Origin of the sequence: Polaribacter filamentus, assembly GCF_002943715.1 — a bacterium.
Classification (GTDB): Bacteria; Bacteroidota; Bacteroidia; order Flavobacteriales; family Flavobacteriaceae; genus Polaribacter; species Polaribacter filamentus.
The window spans coordinates 525,001-542,700 of the sequence record NZ_MQUA01000014.1 but is presented as its reverse complement, the minus strand read 5'-3'; the positions used below and the strand labels follow the sequence as shown (position 1 = coordinate 542,700).

19 protein-coding genes are annotated in these 17,700 nt (G+C 31.1%); 5 read left to right on the top strand and 14 right to left on the bottom strand.

Translation table 11 applies throughout. The features are described from left to right. The first annotated feature begins 19 nt into the window (after positions 1-19). Together BST83_RS19170 and BST83_RS19165 are read left to right on the top strand one after the other, a co-directional pair. Complete coding sequence (locus BST83_RS19170) at positions 20-1,165, top strand: PQQ-dependent sugar dehydrogenase (RefSeq protein WP_104811368.1); 1,146 nt, start codon at positions 20-22, stop codon at positions 1,163-1,165. Beyond that, positions 1,162-1,584, top strand: a complete 423-nt coding sequence (locus BST83_RS19165; protein ID WP_104811303.1) for a c-type cytochrome — start codon at positions 1,162-1,164, stop codon at positions 1,582-1,584. Before BST83_RS19170 ends, BST83_RS19165 begins: the two co-directional genes overlap by 4 nt. A gap of 39 nt (positions 1,585-1,623) precedes the next feature. Here BST83_RS19165 and BST83_RS19160 read toward each other — a convergent pair whose 3' ends face one another. The 8 genes from BST83_RS19160 to BST83_RS20040 all read right to left on the bottom strand — a co-directional run bounded on the left by BST83_RS19160 (position 1,624) and on the right by BST83_RS20040 (position 9,284). Further along, on the bottom strand, positions 1,624-2,436 hold the full coding sequence (locus tag BST83_RS19160; protein ID WP_104811302.1) for an alpha/beta hydrolase: 813 nt from the start codon (positions 2,434-2,436) through the stop codon (positions 1,624-1,626). 129 nt (positions 2,437-2,565) lie between these two features. Beyond that, positions 2,566-4,200 (bottom strand): glycosyl hydrolase 53 family protein, encoded by a 1,635-nt coding sequence (locus tag BST83_RS19155; RefSeq protein WP_104811301.1) that lies wholly within the window; start codon positions 4,198-4,200, stop codon positions 2,566-2,568. A gap of 55 nt (positions 4,201-4,255) precedes the next feature. Further along, positions 4,256-5,158: an IS1595 family transposase gene (locus tag BST83_RS19150; protein ID WP_104811300.1), complete on the bottom strand. Its 903-nt coding sequence runs from the start codon at positions 5,156-5,158 to the stop codon at positions 4,256-4,258. Between the two features lie 182 nt (positions 5,159-5,340). Further along, positions 5,341-5,535 carry a hypothetical protein gene (locus BST83_RS19145; RefSeq protein WP_104811299.1) on the bottom strand — a complete coding sequence of 65 codons (195 nt, stop codon included), beginning with the start codon at positions 5,533-5,535 and terminating at the stop codon, positions 5,341-5,343. 75 nt (positions 5,536-5,610) lie between these two features. Next, positions 5,611-5,763 carry a hypothetical protein gene (locus BST83_RS20045; RefSeq protein WP_170062839.1) on the bottom strand — a complete coding sequence of 51 codons (153 nt, stop codon included), beginning with the start codon at positions 5,761-5,763 and terminating at the stop codon, positions 5,611-5,613. A 727-nt stretch (positions 5,764-6,490) separates the two neighbouring features. Beyond that, a complete protein-coding gene (locus tag BST83_RS19140; protein ID WP_104811298.1) occupies positions 6,491-7,159 on the bottom strand; it encodes a DNA-binding response regulator in 669 nt (222 codons plus the stop codon). Between the two features lie 2 nt (positions 7,160-7,161). Continuing rightward, positions 7,162-9,084 (bottom strand): tetratricopeptide repeat-containing sensor histidine kinase, encoded by a 1,923-nt coding sequence (locus BST83_RS19135; RefSeq protein ID WP_104811297.1) that lies wholly within the window; start codon positions 9,082-9,084, stop codon positions 7,162-7,164. 26 nt (positions 9,085-9,110) lie between these two features. Beyond that, complete coding sequence (locus BST83_RS20040) at positions 9,111-9,284, bottom strand: hypothetical protein (RefSeq protein ID WP_170062838.1); 174 nt, start codon at positions 9,282-9,284, stop codon at positions 9,111-9,113. A gap of 357 nt (positions 9,285-9,641) precedes the next feature. Here BST83_RS20040 and BST83_RS19130 point away from each other — a divergent pair, with 357 nt between their 5' ends. The 3 genes from BST83_RS19130 to BST83_RS19125 all read left to right on the top strand — a co-directional run bounded on the left by BST83_RS19130 (position 9,642) and on the right by BST83_RS19125 (position 11,534). After that, complete coding sequence (locus BST83_RS19130; protein ID WP_104811296.1) at positions 9,642-10,352, top strand: hypothetical protein; 711 nt, start codon at positions 9,642-9,644, stop codon at positions 10,350-10,352. 652 nt (positions 10,353-11,004) lie between these two features. Next, a complete protein-coding gene (locus BST83_RS21640; protein ID WP_367889210.1) occupies positions 11,005-11,151 on the top strand; it encodes a hypothetical protein in 147 nt (48 codons plus the stop codon). Positions 11,152-11,174: 23 nt separating this feature from the next. After that, positions 11,175-11,534, top strand: a complete 360-nt coding sequence (locus BST83_RS19125; RefSeq protein ID WP_367889209.1) for a CIA30 family protein — start codon at positions 11,175-11,177, stop codon at positions 11,532-11,534. Between the two features lie 53 nt (positions 11,535-11,587). Here the strand turns inward: BST83_RS19125 and BST83_RS20980 are convergent, their stop codons facing one another. The 6 genes from BST83_RS20980 to BST83_RS19095 all read right to left on the bottom strand — a co-directional run bounded on the left by BST83_RS20980 (position 11,588) and on the right by BST83_RS19095 (position 17,528). Continuing rightward, positions 11,588-11,767 (bottom strand): hypothetical protein, encoded by a 180-nt coding sequence (locus BST83_RS20980; RefSeq protein WP_240614881.1) that lies wholly within the window; start codon positions 11,765-11,767, stop codon positions 11,588-11,590. A gap of 244 nt (positions 11,768-12,011) precedes the next feature. Continuing rightward, entirely contained in the window at positions 12,012-13,055 is a 1,044-nt protein-coding gene (locus tag BST83_RS19115) for an IS5 family transposase (RefSeq protein WP_104808182.1), read from the bottom strand. 39 nt (positions 13,056-13,094) lie between these two features. Further along, the gene (locus BST83_RS19110; RefSeq protein WP_240614880.1) at positions 13,095-13,634 is read right to left on the bottom strand and encodes a hypothetical protein; all 540 of its coding nucleotides are present in this window, start codon (positions 13,632-13,634) and stop codon (positions 13,095-13,097) included. 30 nt (positions 13,635-13,664) lie between these two features. Next, positions 13,665-14,396 (bottom strand): MIP/aquaporin family protein, encoded by a 732-nt coding sequence (locus BST83_RS19105; protein ID WP_104811295.1) that lies wholly within the window; start codon positions 14,394-14,396, stop codon positions 13,665-13,667. Positions 14,397-14,427: 31 nt separating this feature from the next. Then, positions 14,428-15,924: a glycerol kinase GlpK gene (glpK, locus tag BST83_RS19100; RefSeq protein ID WP_104811294.1), complete on the bottom strand. Its 1,497-nt coding sequence runs from the start codon at positions 15,922-15,924 to the stop codon at positions 14,428-14,430. A gap of 44 nt (positions 15,925-15,968) precedes the next feature. After that, complete coding sequence (locus BST83_RS19095; protein WP_104811293.1) at positions 15,969-17,528, bottom strand: glycerol-3-phosphate dehydrogenase/oxidase; 1,560 nt, start codon at positions 17,526-17,528, stop codon at positions 15,969-15,971. Between the last annotated feature and the right edge of the window lie 172 nt (positions 17,529-17,700).

Below are 17,700 nucleotides of genomic sequence, written 5' to 3'. Positions count from 1 at the left end.
AGCACTGGAAATCATGGATATGAGAAAATTTTATTACGTATTTGTTGCATTATTTATTGCACAATCTGCAGCTGCACAAACCGAAGCTGAGTTAAGCCAAATTCAATCTGAAATAGTACCAATAGGTATTGCCGATAAAGATTTAGAATACACGGCAGAACTTATAATTCCGGATTTAAACATCCCTTGGGGAATGGATTTTTTACCTGATGGAGGTATTATTTTTACTGAAAAATCAGGAGAATTATACCTCTTTAAAGATGGAAAAAAAACTGAAATAAAAAACGTACCAGAAGTTTATGCTCGTGGACAAGGTGGTTTATTAGATATTAAACTGCATCCAGATTATAAAAATAATGGTTGGCTTTATATTACCTATTCGTCATCTGAAGGAGAAGGAAAAGGCGGTAACACAGCATTAATTAGAGCAAAACTCAAAGAAAATAAATTAGTTACTATTGAAAAATTATACAAAGGAGCTATTAATTCAACAAAAGGGCAACATTTTGGTTCACGTATTGTCTTTGACAAGCATGGATATCTCTATTTTTCAATTGGAGAAAGAGGAAATCGTGATGAAAATCCGCAGGATTTAACCAGAGATGGTGGTAAAATTTACCGTCTAAATGATGATGGAACAATTCCGGCTGACAACCCATTTATAGACGTAAAAAATGCAAAAACAGCCATTTATAGTTACGGTCACAGAAATCCGCAGGGATTAACAATAGACCCAATTACTGGTGAAATTTGGGAACATGAACACGGCCCTATGGGAGGCGATGAAATTAATATTGTAAAAAAGGGTAAAAATTATGGTTGGCCTATTATTTCTTATGGTATTAATTATAACAAAACCTCATTTACAGAACTTACTAAAAAAGAAGGCATGGAAGAACCTCTTTTCTACTGGGTTCCTTCAATTGCACCAAATGGCTTCGTGATTGTTTCTTCGGATAAGTATCCTGACTGGACTGGAAATTTACTTGTTGGGTCTTTGAAATTTCAATACCTAGAGCGATTAATCATAAAAGATAATAAGGTTGTAAAACGCGAAAAATTATATGACAATATTGGACGTGTTAGAAACGTAGTTCAAGCTCCTGATGGTTATATTTATATGGCAGTAGAAGGAAAAGGAATTTATAAACTACTAAAAAAATGAAAACATTAATTATTTTCACAGCAGCATTTTTCTTCTATTTTTCAATAGCATCGGAAGCTAAAATAGAAACCTACACATCACAAGATCCTTTAAAGGAAAGTATAAAAAGAGGTAGCGAAATTTATTCGGACTTTTGTATGTCTTGCCACTTACCGGCAGGAGAAGGTGTAGCAGGAGTTTTTCCGCCATTAGCAAAGTCGGACTATCTTATGCAAAAAAGAAAAGAAAGTATTAAAGCTATTAAATACGGACTAAAAGGTAAAATTATTGTCAATGGGAAAGAATATAACGGCAATATGACCGCTTTAGGATTAGCTGATGACGAAGTAGCCGATGTTATGAATTATATTACGAATAACTGGGGTAATGAGAATGATAAAATGGTTACCGAAGAAGAAGTCTCTAAAATAGAAAAGTAAGCGCTATTTTATTAAAAATATGCTTCTTTAAATAATTTATTATTTATTTAAAACCTCATTCCGTAGCCAAGTCTCTGCTAAAGAAGGCCAAGTTTCTGCTGCAATATTCCCCGAACGGATTCCATATCCATGACCTCCTTTTGGTAATAAATGCAATTCAACAGGCAGCTTATGGTCTCTCAACGCAGTGGTCATAACTAGAGCACTATTTCCATATTTGTCATCCGCAGTAGCGAAAATAAACATGGGTGGCGTTTGAGGGTTCACTAATAATTCTGGAGATAATTTTCTATTCTCACCTTCGTCTAAATATGCCGGATAAATTAATAGAGCAAAATCAGGTCGACTTGAAATAGTATCAATATCATCCATTAAAGTATAACTTTCTTCAGAAAACCGGGTACTTGCACGAGCACTTAAACTTCCTCCAGCAGAGAAACCAATAACTCCTAACTTTTTAGTATTCGAGCTAGATGCTACCTCTTTACTGCGGATAACTTTTATGGCTCTTTGAAGATCATACAATGCTTCTTTTCGTTTATTTGGCACTCGATATTGCAAAACATACGCAGTATAACCGAGTTTACTTAGCCATTCTGCTATTTCATATCCTTCTAAATCAATAGCGAGAATTCCATAACCTCCACCGGGACAAATAATTATACTTACTCCGTTATTATTTGAGGCCTTTGGTTCATACGCAATCAATGCAGGATTTGTAACTTCATTTAATCGGATAACATTCCCAGTTTTATTTGAACTTTGCGTAGGACGCTGTTTTACTTCAATTTGCCCAGGTACTTTATCTGGCCATAAATAAATAACATCACTCGTTTGAGCATCGTTTGTCATAGTAAAAAAAAGGATTAAAATTAGGGTGAAAAATAATTTCATCTTAGGATGTGTTTTAGCATAAACAAGTTACGCTTATATTTCATAGTATTAAAAATGAATCTTTACTTTTAAAACTAAAAATTTTACTTAATTCTTTAAAAACTTTATTGATTCTATATTATTTATTTTTAAGGTATAGATTCCTTTTTTTAAATTTGATACGTCAATACTTTTAAAAATACCTTCTGCATTTATACTTTTAATTTCCTTACCCAAAATATCAAATATTTTCACAGATGTTAGACTGTTTTTAAAAGCTTTAATGGTAATAACGCTAGTACTTGGATTTGGATTTGGATTTACATTAAATAATTGATTCTTTTCAATTTCAAAACTTCCTAAATCTAACGTAGCTGCATCAATAAAAGCACCCATGGCAATAGACGGACTTCCATCTTCATCCCAAGCTCCTTTTAAATAGGAAGTAAAATCACCGTGTGCAATCGGTTCCCAATAAAAAACTCCCAAAGCCCCGGCTTCTCTTGCTTTTTCTATCATATATACTAAAAACTGATGCGAAATACTTGGTTGATTTACACTAAAACCAACCTCTACAATCATCACTTCTTTGATGTAGCGAGATTTTAAGTCTAACACATCAGCAGAAGCGTCATCTACCATGGTTTTCCAACTTTCTGTATCTGGATATAAAGACATTCCAATAACATCTATGTTGTTAAAATTTAAACCATTGTTGATTAAACCATCTATATTCCATCGAAATAAACTATTATTATTCCCTTCTGATAAATGAAGGATTGTTTGAATCGTATTGTTAAATATTTTTACTGCATTTGAGTCCGCATTTATAAATTTGGCGTAATTTGTAAATCCACTTGTAGAAGCTTTACCAGAATCCCAAAGCATACCATTACTCGTTTCATTACCTATTTGCACCCATTTGGGTGTAATTCCTTTTGCACTTAATGCTGTTAAAATTTCTGTAGTATGATCTGCAACTGCGGTTTCTAATTGTCCAACGGTAAAACTAGTCCAAGCTGCAGGTTTTTTTTGATTACCAGGGTCTGCCCACCAATCGCTATAATGAATACAAATCATAATATCCATATTTAACGCGTTGGCTAACTCCGCTTTTTTAACCAAATCATCAATATCACACCATCCATTTGCCTGAGAATTTTCTGGATTTACCCAAACTCTTAATCGTACCGCATCTAATTGATATTCTTTTAACAATGGAAATAATTCTTTGGTATTTCCTGCATTATCTTTGCAAGTATAGCCTTTAGATTCCATCTCCGTCATCCAACTAATATCTGCTCCTTTTGATATTTTATTGGTACTAAATTGATAATTACTTGTATCTTGAGGTATTAGCGCCGGCGTATTCCAATACCCAGCCGATGCATTTTCTGACCAACTTCCACTTTTATATAAAATAGCTCTCGCTTGATAATAATATCCTGTTGGTAAGTTTTCTGATAATTGATTACTACTGCCAACAAAAAGCTGAACATTTCCTGCTTTATTTTCTCCTGAAGTTTGATTTTGTAGTGTTACACCAGAAACCGAGGCGTAGTAATCGTTGTTACTGTCTAATATTTCTAAACCAATAAAAATATGGTTTCCTTTAGCACCTGTTTCACTAGAATATGTATAATTGATCATTAGCGTACTTCCTGTTACAGGACTTACTTCAAGAGGATTTTCATCGAAAGAAACAATTTCTATCGCTTGCGAAAAAACAAAGTTTGGTATCATTACTATCGCAAATAATACTTTTCCTAAAATTTTTATTTAATTTAATTTAATTGAGTTATACGCTTAGCATCTGTTTTATTTGATTTTGATATATTGGTTTACTTTCTACCATTCTATTAATCGTTTTATGAAATATGCTGGTTTTAAATTGAGAGCGATTAATTCTAAAACAAAACTCATCAAAGTATGCTTGAATATGCCATTTACTTACATGGGTTGGTATTGCTCTGAACCATGACTTAACTTGCATAATCACAATGTGTAATTGTTTGAAATTAGCACCATTATTACTATATATTTGGTCAATGTCATACATCTCTTTTAAAGGTTGGTAACCTCTCCATTTATCAGTTACTATTTTAGCAGATGTGCTTATATGCTCTTCAAATATCGGGGTTAATGATTTTGCAGAATAGTCTTTGATGGATCTGATATAAACTCTTTTAACTTTATTGCCATCTGTTAATTCTACTGCGATAACAGCCTTTTTCTTTTTCGTATCATAACTTCTTCCTTGTTTGCCTTCTTCTTTCCCTCCAACAGTAAATTCATCAACATGGATTAATTTCTCTAAAGGATATTTTTGACTGCTTTTCATTGCTTTACGCACTTTTTGCATGAAATACCACGCTGTTCCTTGGCGAATGCTAAAACGTTTTCCCATTTGAATACTTGAAATACTTTTACTACTTGTACTCATTTCAAAAACCACACAAAAGGCTTTTTGCAATCCAAATTTAACTTTATGAAATAAGGTGTTTGCAGTGGCGCTTTCTACGTGTTGACAGTTATAACAATGGTATCTATAATCTACTTTTTCACAGCCTTTGGTATGACCACATTTCATACAAGTAAATCCATCTTGCCATTTTATTTTGGCTAAATACGCTTTACACGCAGCATCATTTGGTAATTCTTTTATAAAGTTTAGTATATCTTGACCTTCAAATTGTTCCATATCTCTTGTTTTAAAGGTTATAATATATGGAAATTAAATGACTAACTCAATAAATTAATTTAAGTATTGCATTCGTTTTTAAATTCTGATTTTAAGCTAATTTGAACTATTTTAAAGAAAACTTCACATCTAAAGCTAAAAATAATCAAAAAGACTTTTGTAACCTTGCTAAAAAATTCTTTTTATTGATCATTTCCAATTAATTTCATGGTAGGTTCTAAGTTAAAATGAGTCATTTTAACCGTTAGCTCTAAAAATACGGGTAAATGATCAGAGATTTTTCTTGCACTTTCTAAATTAGCACACGAAGTTACAAGATCTAAAACGCCAGATTTTACGAAAGTAATTTTATTGGTATTGTAGTAAATATTATCCATAGAATGGTTTACATAGCTACCATTTTTACATTTTCTTTTTAAAGTTGTGGCGGTGTTTATTATAGCAGGTTTAAATCAACTTTTATATAAAGGATTCCAAACTGTATGATTTTCGTCCAAATTAAAATCGCCTAAAATAAAAATAGCATCTGTTTGTAATCTTTCTGGATATTTTTTAAAATGTGCTATTTCCATTTCTGGATTTCTGTTATAAACACGAGCACGCATATTTATTAAGTAAACTATTTTTTTATTCTTTAAAATTTCAAATTTTGCTTCGATTGTTCTTGAGAAACGCCTCTTTCATTCTCAAGTTCATAAAGCAATTTAAGTTTGGTCGCATCTAACTTATCATCAGAAAAAGCCATTTAATATATTCTTAAAAAATGACTTTTAAGTTTATTTGAAATAGTAATCAGAGATAAAAATAGGTTTTGGTTATTGATTTATTTAGATTATAGTTTTGCAAAAAATCACTCTTAAGAATGTAAAATTAACTTTTATAAGAATAATTTAGATTTTGTACCAATTAATAAAGTATTTAGACACTTTCTTAAATAAAAATAACTTCAAATAAAACAATTCAGCTTTTCTTGGTCTTGTCCCCCAGACAAGACCAAAACTAAAATCATAATAAATGAAGTTAATTCTTCATTTTTTCATCTTATTAGGTTCAGTTATTATTCGCGAAATTCAAAAATAGAAACTTAAAAAAAACAAAACCTTACGGAAATCCGTAAGGCCTCGAAATCAACATTCTTCTTTACATAATATTATTAAAAAATTTACTTGTTAACTATTTTTGAAACCAGAAATACGTTTACTTCACACTCTCTTACTTATAATTCGTTGAATAATTTTATTTTGCAACTACCTATTCATCAAAAGTAAATCCATTAAATGAAAAAAGACTACGGGTTTCCGTAGTCTGAATTATTTTTTAAAAATATTATTCTTAAATAAGACCAAAATCTTTAGCAATAGCGACCAAATGCGCAGGATTATTGGCGTTAAAATGTTCTTTTAAAAGTTTTAATCTTTTTTCAACTGCACTAGTGCTTGAGGGCTGTATTCCTTTTCGTTTTAACTTTTTACTGATATCCTCTTGTAGTAACCCTTTAGATAAGTTTAAAATTATAAAAATATCAAAATCTTTAATTTCTAGCGCCTTTTTAGGATGAATAACACTATTTAAATCTGGTGAAATATAAAATAGATTGGTAGCAAAAACTGAATCAATTGCTTTTTTTAATTCTTTTAATCCATTTCTATTCTTCCAAACGTAACCTTGTATATTTAAATCCTTGTATAAATGTTGAATTCTAAAAGACTTATCTTCAATTGAAAAAACAATTATTTTTAAATCAGAAAACTCTAACCTTATTTTTTCAATTAATTCTTCACCTGATTTTAAATGTTGCGGTGTTCCATCATTTTCAAAAGACAAATCGGAAATCACTAAATTAAAAGGCTCATTGTTTAAATCTGCTTTTTTAATTTTATAATAGGCCTCATCACAATAAAATGCATATTCTATTTGTTGTATCCCCATTTCTTCTAGTGCAGTTCTAATTCCAGTATTAATAACATCAAAATCTTCTACAACTAAAATTTTTTTAAACATTTTTATTTTTTAAAATGAATAGTAACCTGAATACCTTTATCAGATTTATTTTCAAATTTAATGGTTCCATTTATAGATTTTATACGGGTTTCCATATTTTTAAGTCCATTTTTAAAAATAATAGCATTTTCTTTAAATCCTACTCCATTATCCATGTACTTCATTTCTAAATGATTCAATGTTTTTTTGCCAGATAAAACCACTGAACTAGCGTTACTATGCTTTTTCATATTTACAAACAGCTCATTAAAAACCCTGTAAATTACTATTTGTTTTTCTTTATCTAATGTATTTAGACCTATTACAGACATGTCTTTTAACATGATTTTACATGCAGCGGAATTATAACTTGTTACTAATCCTCTAAAATAAGTGTCAAAATTTTTGCCAGTTTCAACAGAATCATTTTCATGAGAAATTGCGCGAGTTTGCAAGTATATTTTATCTAAATCGTTTACAATTTCTTCTGTTTTAAATTTAGGGTTTAAAACTTTCGTAATTGCGTTATAAATACCATTTCCTAATTCGTCATGTAATCTTTTAGCAATCCTTGTTTCAGTATTATAATTCTCTTGTAAAATTCTTTTTTTATGCTGTTGTTTTCTTCTGTAGGCAAGAAATAGTAGACCCGAAATTAATAAAATACTACTAATTAAAATATTTTTTTTTTGATTGTTTTCTTGTTCAGCAATTAACTCATTTTCGATTGCGAGTGTTTTAAATTTTAATTTTTGCTTCTCTTCTTCATAATAATTGTATTTAATTTTAGCAAATTTATATACTCTTTTGATATCCGCTTCTTTTAAACTATCCCTTATATGAATGCTCACTTTATAATATTTAATAGCTTTTTGAGGTGTCTCTAATAATGCAATTTTATCTATCGCTTCAATTTGATCTTGCGAACTTTTTGCTTGTTTAGAGGTTTCATACATTTTGTATGCATAAAATAATGATTTGATTTCATCATTTTTATAAAAATAATCTGATAGATGACTGTAACTTGCAATAAGGCCATAATTATCTTTTTCTTCTTCTCTAATAGTTTTTACATATAGTAATTCTTTTAACACATTTTGAGTTGAATCTTGCAACCATTTTATATGCGCCAGATTATCTATAACTCTAATTTTTGTTTTTTTATTTTTAATAGAATCTTTTAATAAATCTTCTAAAATTGAAATCGCTTCAGTATAATCCGTTTGTTCTTTATAAACATTTGCGATATTATTCTTAAACTTAATTTTTGAACTTTTCTTATCAGAAATCTCCAAAGCTTTTTCATAATAAAAAATTCCAGCTTGATATAAAAACCGTTTTTTAGAATTTATTGCCAAACAATTATAAGCAGAAGCTGCAATTTGTAATCTCTTTTTACCGATATACTTCAAGGCTTCTATCATTATAGAATCACTTACAGAATAATTACCGTAGTCAGATTCTATAACCGAAATATTATATAAACAACCACTAAGGCGCAAGGTGTCATTAACTTTTAAATAGTGTTCTTTTGATTTATTATAGTAATAAAGAGCACTGTCTGTTAGATTTTTCTTGTTAAAATAACCGCCCAGTTTATAATTAACTTCTCCTAAATAATCGCTATTATTTTTAGTGATATTTAAAGCTAACATCTGCTTAGAGTAATAAATAGCACTATCTAATGTATTTAATTTACTAAAAAAGTAACTAATACTATTAAGAGTAAAATATGAAATTGAGTCCTCTAAAGGTTTGTAAGTTAAAATTTCTTTACCAAAACTCAACTTCTCATTAAAGTTGAAATCTTTGCTAATTAATTTTTGATGAAGCTTTTTTAGTTCTATTTTTTTTGAAAAGTCAATATTTTTATCAATTTCTTTCTCACAACTCCTTAGAAAAAATAACAATAAAAAAAAAAGGAATGCAACTTTCGTTTGTTTCATTCCTCAAAAATAATCTAATTTAATTATTAACCGCTATTTGTTGGATCTTCTTCTTCCTCAGTTTCTTGCTCGTCTTCACCTCCCGTGTCCAAAACTTCAAATTTTACAGGTTCATTTTCTAATTTTTCGTACAAATCTGTGCAAGATGTAAAAACATTGCTTGCAAATACTATTGCAAATACTAAAAATACTTTTTTCATGATTCTTCTTTTAAAAATTAAACAATAGTGTTGCCGTACGAATTTTGAGATTCAGCTTTTATTAGTATTGGCAACACTTGAAATTTTAAAAGAGTCGCGCGCCTCTTTTGCGGGAAGTGGTGTTATAAAATAGCCTTGTAAGTCTGTTTTCCCAATTCAAAAAAACACTACTATTTTATGCTACGTTTTAGAAATAATATTCCTTTTTTTTATGAAAATTAATTCTACTGCAAAGATTTACAAAGAAGCTTATTGTTTATTGGAAAATGAATGGAAAATAGTTGGAAATAATTTTCTAAACGGTTAAGAACCTATTTTGTAAATTATTTTTAACTTTGAAAAAACAAGAAAACGGTAATGTTAAAAGAATTATTTTCTAAGCTATTTGAAAAACTAAAAACAGAAAGTAAAAATAATAGCGATTCAAAATCTGGATGTTTCAATTTTTTTGAAACACATATTCTAGAAGGAAAATACCATAAAGTAAATTTTATAACATCGAGATCTCTTACAAATTACTATAATAAATATGTTGAAGGAATACAGAATACAGCAGGTGAACCGAATCATGAATTAAAAAATTTGATTGCTAATTATTTAGGGCATAACAATTATACTGATTTCGAAAATTCAAATTTAAAACCTAAAAACAAACCCTTTTTAGAGAATAATACAACAACTTCTTTTGCTAAAAACAGCATTGTAACAATTATATCCATTTTAACAGTATCATTTACCAGCCTTTATTTTATGAATACCTCTTTTTCTTCGGATGAAAATTGTATTATTTGGAAAGACAATCATTTTGAGAAATCTTCGTGTACTGTTAAAAACTCAATTGATAACTCCTTTTATAAAGTTAGTATTGCAGATTTAAAAAAAACAGAAGTAACAAAAGAAACAAGTTTTTTTAGTGATGGAAAGTCATTAATTTGGCATGGAAAATCATCTAATGGAAAAATGGAGTACTTTACGCATAGAGGAATCCATCCGGAAACACTCAAGGAATTAAAGCCGGTAACAACATATATTATTGATAAATACGTTGTATCGGTTACTAAAAATTAACAATAATTAATTTATTTTTCTTTTAAATCAGTTCCAAAAAGATGCTTTAGCAAATAACAATCGCTTTAATCAATATAAATTAATAGCTATTTATTATTGATCTGTTAATCTAAATAGAACTATCCTTTCATTAACTTTTTAAGTATCATTATTTCTGATAAATAAAAATCAGCCTTGGCGAAAAACCATAAAAAAGTAATTTTGGAACTCTAATTAAGAGGCAATCATTAAATTTAAAACAGTTAAATTACATTGGGTTTTGCTCTAAAAATAACGAATTGAAAGCAATCAAAAACAAGTACAAGTATACCAAGTGAAATTAAAAAACAAAAAAAATGCATAAAAAAATTAGAATCTATTTAAGACTTCCTTTAAGATGTTCTTGCAAAGACTAAACTAATAAAAGATGTCGATTTGCAAAAAAAAATATTTTCCAAAATAGGTAACAAGAGATTGCAACCTAGATGCAAAAAACCTCATAAAATATACTTAAATCCGAATATCAAATACAAAACATATCTCAGAAATAGTGTAAATTTGGAAGTACTAAAAATTTAAATTGTTTTTTTTATCTTTCAAACGACTTAAAACAGTTTGAACGTTGTAAATAAACTTTAAAAAAAGTAACCAATATCTGCATAATACATTTATTTTGAAACACTTAATTTATACACTAATTTTATTTTCTTCTATGGCTTCACAAATAATTTTTGATTTTAATAAAACATCAAACATTAAAAATTGGATAGTTATTGACGATGTTGTGATGGGCGGTAAATCGTTTGTTCGTTTAAGTTAAACTCAGACGGCTATGGTGTTTTTGTGGGTGATATTTCATTAGAAAACAATGGAGGTTTTTCATCAGTGCGTTATAGATTTGAGAAAATACTAATAAATAAATCCACTAAAATTAGTGTCAGAATTAAGGGAGATGGTAAAAAATATCAATTTAGAATAAAATCTAATTCGGGTGATTATTATTCCTATATTTCACCTTTTTCAACCACAGGAGAATGGCAAGAAATAGAAATTCCTTTAAAAGACATGTATCCTTCTTTTAGAGGACGAAAGCTTGACCAACCTAACTTTTCAAATGACGCTATTGAAGAAATAACTTTTTTAATAGGAAATAAAAATAAAGAAAAATTTCAGCTCTTAATTGATAAAATAGAACTGAAATAAACCGCTTCTTTTTAAGGATTAATTAGCAAGATTATCTACTAGTCATTTCGCTTTTAAAAAAGCTGAACTACTAATTGCAATCTGGCATATTTTACAGAAGGATTCCAAAGTGTAGTTACCGAGACTGGTACATTCTTATCTCCAAATTTAACTGTTTTCGAGGCTGTAAACCCAACATTCACTATATCAAAATTTCGAGTGCCGTCTCCATACAAATGGGTATCTCCGTTCAATGAAAATCCTGCTCCCACAAAACTACTTACATCAACTTTTGACTCTTTTACCAGAGGATAAGATACTTGAACGTACGTGGAGTAACGTTGCTCAAAATTCAGATTAGTATATTAAGACCGTTGCAAAAAGCGAACTTAATTATTTTTACTTTTTAGAGTTCCCTTTTTTTTAGCTACAACATCGATTATGCTATTTTTTTTCTATTTTAAGTGAGTAAATGCCTTTTTTAGGCTTCATTTTTCCTTAATTTTTACAATTAGACGCAAATATCCCTGGACTTCGATATAAATTGTAGCACATTGCCTCCATCAAATTTTGTGTATGCATTTTTTTCATCCCTCTATATCTTGCAATTCCACCTTTAAACCATAATTTTATTCCTCCAAAAGTACGTTCAACTTTAAACCTTGTTTTTCCTATTAATTTATTGAATCTAGTTTCCCATTTTGTTAACGGTTTATTTTTTACCGCCTTTTTAAGGATATGATTCTTTAAATTACGCTTCTTTAAAATCGCAACATTTTTCTTTGATTGGTACCCTTTATCTGCCTTTAGAGGGATGTCTTTTGGTAATACCACATTTACAGTTTCTAGAACTTCCTCCAAATTTGCAATCTCATTTTTGCTCGCAGTTGTGGTTAGTACTCCTAGAACAAGTCCTTCGTTATCCGTTACATGATGCTTTTTAAACCCAAAATGGTACTTTCCTCTTTTCTTTAACCAAGTACCCTCTTTATCGACACTATCTGGATATTCTTTGTGTACTTCTACTTGGTCTGCACAGCGGTCTTCGGTTACCTTAAAATTTGTTTTTCCTTTTGGTCTAAGTGGCGTATCTATTACACTAGCGTCTATTATTAAACCTGTTTTTACAATGATATTATGTGCTTCTAGCTGTTTGTTTATGGAGGTAAATAATTTTTCGAAGGTTTGTGTTTTGGTTAATGCGGTTCTAAACCTACTTAAAGTACTATGATCTGGAGCAACCTGTTCAATGGTCATCCCACAAAAATAACTAAAGGAAAGACTGTCATTTATTCGGTCTTCAACTTCATAATCGCTTAAACCATACCAACTTTGTAAAAGACACATTTTAAAAAGTAATGTCCCATCATAAGAAGGCTTGCCAGTGGCACTTTTTCCTTTTAAATAATCATTATTTATTAGGATAGAGATCGTATCCCAATCGATAAGGGTGTTTATTTGGGTGAAAAATGTCTTTTTAATTTTTCTTGCTCGTAAATCGCAAATGCTATCGGCTAAAGTTGGTTGTTTTTGTATTTTCATACACTAAATTTACAACTTAATATACTTACAATCAAATATTTAACATAAATAATTACGTGTTATTTTTGTGCTTTTTATTAGGTACTTCCTTGCAACGGTCTTATATTGAGAATCAACACTTCCAAGTAGAAATACATCAGCCTCTAAAGTTAACGGGAAACTTTCTCCAAAATTATACGAAGTTCTCACATCTAATATATGACGAGTAGTCTCTTTATCATAATCCCAAACATCCGCACTAGCAGCACCTCTGGTATTAAATAAATTCCACAAACCTATAGAAAATCCGTTATTAGCATACTGCATATAATAATTTATTTCCTTATATGAAGTGCCATCACTTTCGTTTGAGAAAGCCATGCCTCCCCAAAAACCAGTAGTAAAACTTCCTGATTTATTTAGCTTTAATTTTATAAAAACGGCTGCCATTGGTTTATCTGATATAATTAAACCTCTCCATAAATGACTTGTTTTTAAATCTACAGAAAAATCTATGGGACTGTCTTTTAACGTTTTTTCTTGGGCAGTACTTATCTGCACCGCAAATGCAGCTAAAAGTATACATAATACTTTTTTCATTTTATTTAATTTTAAATTTTGTGAGTAATTTTAGACTAGAGAGAGATGTAATAAAGCTGCAATTACACAGCCAATAATTGGGCCTACAATAGGAATCCAAGCGTAAGCCCAATCACTTTTACCTTTAACGGGTAAAATAGAATGCATAATTCTTGGGCCTAAATCACGCGCTGGATTAATTGCATAACCTGTTGTACCGCCTAATGACAAACCAATTACCCAAACCAATAAAGCTACTGGTAATGCACCTAGAGAACCGAGACCTATATGAGCTCCGGCATCTATTCCTAAATTAATACTTGGTCCGGCCAGATGAAATATTACAAATATTAATACAAAGGTTCCAATAATTTCACTTATCAAATTTGAAAGCGTGTTTTTAATTGCTGGTCCCGTGCTAAAACAAGCTAATTTTCCAGCTTCGTTTTCAGTTATTTTAAAATGATCTTTATAAAATATCCATACTAAAAATGCTCCTAGCATGGCTCCAATCATTTCTCCAGCAATATACTCGGGCACTAAGCTCCATGACAACTTTCCGGCCGTTGCCAACCCTATGGTTACTGCAGGGTTTAAATGTGCGCCACTGTAAGGCCCTGCAATTATAACCCCAACAAAAACTGCTAAAGCCCAACCCGTTGTTATTACAATCCATCCAGAATTGTTTCCTTTTGTATCTTTTAAAACTACATTTGCAACCACACCGTTTCCTAATAAAATAAGCATCATGGTGCCTAAAATTTCTGCGACTAAAATTGTCATAATTTTATTGTTTTATTTAGTTAATGATTGTTTATTCTTCTATCCAATTTTGTGCACATTTTACTGCTTTATGCCAATACTTTAACATGTCCTCAACTTTTGCTGCATCACCAGCAGGCTCAAAAACCTTGTCTACGGTCCATTGAGATTGAATATCATCTACACTATCCCAATATCCCACAGCTAAGCCAGCTAAATAAGCCGCACCCAAAACAGTAGTTTCTAAAGTTTTTGGGCGCAATATTTTAAATCCAAATAAATCTGATTGTATTTGCATCAGTAAATCACTGGCTGCCGCGCCTCCATCTACTCTTAATTCAATACTTTTTCCACCAGCATCGGCTTCCATCGCTTTTACAATATCATACACCTGAAATGCAATCCCTTCTAATGTTGCACGCGCTATATGAGCATCCGTAGTTCCACGAGTAATACCAAGAATTGCGCCACGAGCGTAAGGATCCCAATACGGCGCGCCTAAACCAGTTAAAGCAGGTACAAAATATACGCCACCATTATCGCTTACAGTTTCTGCCAAATGACTAATACCCGGAGCTGTTTTAACCATTCTTGCACCATCTCGCATCCATTGCACTGCTGAACCTCCAACAAAAACACTTCCTTCTAATGCATACGTTGTTTTTCCATTTATTTTCCAAGCAACAGTAGTTAATAAATTATTTTTAGAATAAACTGCCTTTTCTCCCGTGTTCATTAGCAAGAAACAACCGGTTCCATAAGTGTTTTTAACCATGCCCGGTTTTGTACACATTTGACCAAATAAAGCCGCTTGCTGATCTCCCGCAATACCTGCAATAGGAATTTTAGTTGAAAACAGTGTCGTAGCTGTCGTTCCGTAAACCTCACTACTTTCTTTAACTTCTGGTAAAACAGCTCTAGGAATATTAAATAATTTCAGTAATTCTTCATCCCATTCTAACGTATGAATGTTAAAAAGCATTGTACGACTGGCGTTAGAGACATCCGTAATAAACATTTTACCTCTGGTTAATTTCCAAACTAAAAAGGTATCAACCGTACCGAAACACAATTTACCAGCTTCTGCTTTTTCTCTTGCTCCTTCGACATTATCTAAAATCCACTTTAATTTAGTAGCAGAAAAATAAGCATCCAATACCAAACCTGTCTTCTTTTTAATCATATCTGTATGACCTGCGGCTTTCAATTCATCACAAAATTTAGCAGTCCTTCTGTCTTGCCAAACAATTGCGTTATATATAGGTTCGCTTGTTTCTCGATCCCAAACAATGGTTGTTTCTCTTTGATTTGTGATGCCAATTGCAGCTATATCCTCTCCAGTTATTCCTGCTTTTGCAATAACTTCTGCAGCAACAGATATTTGAGAAGACCAAATTTCATTAGGATCATGCTCTACCCAACCTGATTTAGGAAAAATCTGTTGAAAAGGTTTTTGTGAAACTTTTACAATTTCTCCACTTTTATTAAATAAAATTGCTCTTGAAGACGTTGTGCCTTGGTCTAAGGCTAAAATTAGCTTATTTTTCATTTTATGTTTGTTTTTAGTTTACACTGTTTATTACATTAATTTTTTTATAAAATATAATTTGAGGTTACTTTTGTATAATCAGCTACCTGTTTTAATTGCCATTCTTGGTCTTCTCCTAATTCAGCTGCCATTATTTTTGCTACTTTCGGAGCCATTTTTATACTTTCTTTTGCATCTAATAATTGGCAGCGAGTTCTTCTGGCCAAAAAGTCCTCAACCGTGCGAGCCATTTCATATCTAACTGCCCAAACAACTTGCGCGTTTATAACTTGAAGAGTTCTACTTATAGACTCTTTCATACCCTCTTTTTTGCCAATTTCTAATACTCCATCTTCGTCAGATCCGTAGAAATATAACGGATTATTGTGATCTACATTTTTTTTATAACCATGGATTTTTAAATTTTTTGTTTTCGTTTGAATATGAGACCATCCTTGTTTTTGCTCTGTTTTATCAACTAAGTCCTCTCCCATTTTTCTAAAAGTAGTCCACTTTCCGCCAATCATTGTTAATAACCCAGATTCAGATTCAAATATTTTATGACTTCTGGAAATCTCTTTCGTCTTATTTCCGTTTACTTTCGAAGCAGCCAAAGGTCGCAACCCTGCAAACACACTTAACACATCGCTTCTTACCGGTGCTTTCGTTAAATACCTAGCAGCTGTTTTTAAAATAAATTCTACCTCTTCGTCTAACGCAATAGGTTCTAAAGATTCCTTTTTTATAGGTGTATCTGTTGTTCCGACGACCACCCTATTATGCCATGGCACTAAAAACAAAACCCTTCCGTCATCCGTTTTTGGGATCATTACACCATGATTTCCTGGTAAAAACGACTTATCTAACACTATATGAACACCTTGACTAGGTGCAATTGTCTTTTCAGCCCGAGGCGAATCCATTTTTAAAATATCATCTGCGAATACCCCAGTTGCATTTACAACTTGCTTTCCTTTTATTTCGTATTCTTCCGAAGTCTCTCGATCGATAAATTTAACTCCGGAAACCTTACCTCTACTATTTTTAACTAATCCTTTTACATCACAATAGTTCAGTACAATTGCACTTAGACTAACTGCGGTTTGTAGTGTGTTTATAGCTAAGCGAGTATCATCAAACTGACCATCATGATACTTAACTCCTTCGGATATTTTTTTTGGATTAATTGTTGAAATAAGGTTTATAGTTTTAGATTTAGAAAGCCATTTAGAACGCCCTAAACTTAATTTTCTCGCCAATAAATCGTATAAAGTTAAACCAACCGTATATAAAACTTCATCAAAAAAACCATGAGTAGGTATTACAAACGACAAGTTTTTAACTAAATGAGGTGCATTTTCAACTAATAAACCCCTCTCTGTCAAAGCCTCTCTAACAAGGCCCACGTTTCCTTGCGCCAAATATCGAACACCTCCATGCACTAATTTCGTGCTTTTGCTTGAAGTAGATTTAGTGAAATCTGACTTTTCTAGCAACACCACAGAATACCCTCTTGCTGATGCTTCCTGTGCAATTCCAATACCTGTTGCTCCACCTCCTATTACTATAAAATCATACTCTTTAGAATCTTTTTTGATTTCACCAATCATTTCATTTCTAACCATGCTATTTATTTATTACTTTTCATTAAAACTCTGATTGTAAATATATAAACAATATGAAATAAAACGAAACTTAATGAAAGCGTTTTTAAACTAATTTAGCCTTATTAGGTTTTATAAGGCTTCAGGCATAGCTAAACAACATCAATATAGCACAGAAAAAGGTTAACATAAG

Coding starts and splice junctions, on each gene's coding strand:
- BST83_RS19130 (WP_104811296.1), top strand. CDS start 9,642: ATGTTAAAAGAATTATTTTCTAAGCTATTTGAAAAACTAAAAACAGAA.
- BST83_RS19115 (WP_104808182.1), bottom strand. CDS start 13,055: ATGAAAATACAAAAACAACCAACTTTAGCCGATAGCATTTGCGATTTA.
- glpK (WP_104811294.1), bottom strand. CDS start 15,924: ATGAAAAATAAGCTAATTTTAGCCTTAGACCAAGGCACAACGTCTTCA.
- BST83_RS19170 (WP_104811368.1), top strand. CDS start 20: ATGAGAAAATTTTATTACGTATTTGTTGCATTATTTATTGCACAATCT.
- BST83_RS19155 (WP_104811301.1), bottom strand. CDS start 4,200: ATGATACCAAACTTTGTTTTTTCGCAAGCGATAGAAATTGTTTCTTTC.
- BST83_RS19110 (WP_240614880.1), bottom strand. CDS start 13,634: ATGAAAAAAGTATTATGTATACTTTTAGCTGCATTTGCGGTGCAGATA.
- BST83_RS19105 (WP_104811295.1), bottom strand. CDS start 14,396: ATGACAATTTTAGTCGCAGAAATTTTAGGCACCATGATGCTTATTTTA.
- BST83_RS20045 (WP_170062839.1), bottom strand. CDS start 5,763: ATGCGTGCTCGTGTTTATAACAGAAATCCAGAAATGGAAATAGCACAT.
- BST83_RS19165 (WP_104811303.1), top strand. CDS start 1,162: ATGAAAACATTAATTATTTTCACAGCAGCATTTTTCTTCTATTTTTCA.
- BST83_RS19160 (WP_104811302.1), bottom strand. CDS start 2,436: ATGACAAACGATGCTCAAACGAGTGATGTTATTTATTTATGGCCAGAT.
- BST83_RS19135 (WP_104811297.1), bottom strand. CDS start 9,084: ATGAAACAAACGAAAGTTGCATTCCTTTTTTTTTTATTGTTATTTTTT.
- BST83_RS19095 (WP_104811293.1), bottom strand. CDS start 17,528: ATGGTTAGAAATGAAATGATTGGTGAAATCAAAAAAGATTCTAAAGAG.
- BST83_RS19140 (WP_104811298.1), bottom strand. CDS start 7,159: ATGTTTAAAAAAATTTTAGTTGTAGAAGATTTTGATGTTATTAATACT.
- BST83_RS19145 (WP_104811299.1), bottom strand. CDS start 5,535: ATGGATAATATTTACTACAATACCAATAAAATTACTTTCGTAAAATCT.
- BST83_RS19150 (WP_104811300.1), bottom strand. CDS start 5,158: ATGGAACAATTTGAAGGTCAAGATATACTAAACTTTATAAAAGAATTA.
- BST83_RS20040 (WP_170062838.1), bottom strand. CDS start 9,284: ATGAAAAAAGTATTTTTAGTATTTGCAATAGTATTTGCAAGCAATGTT.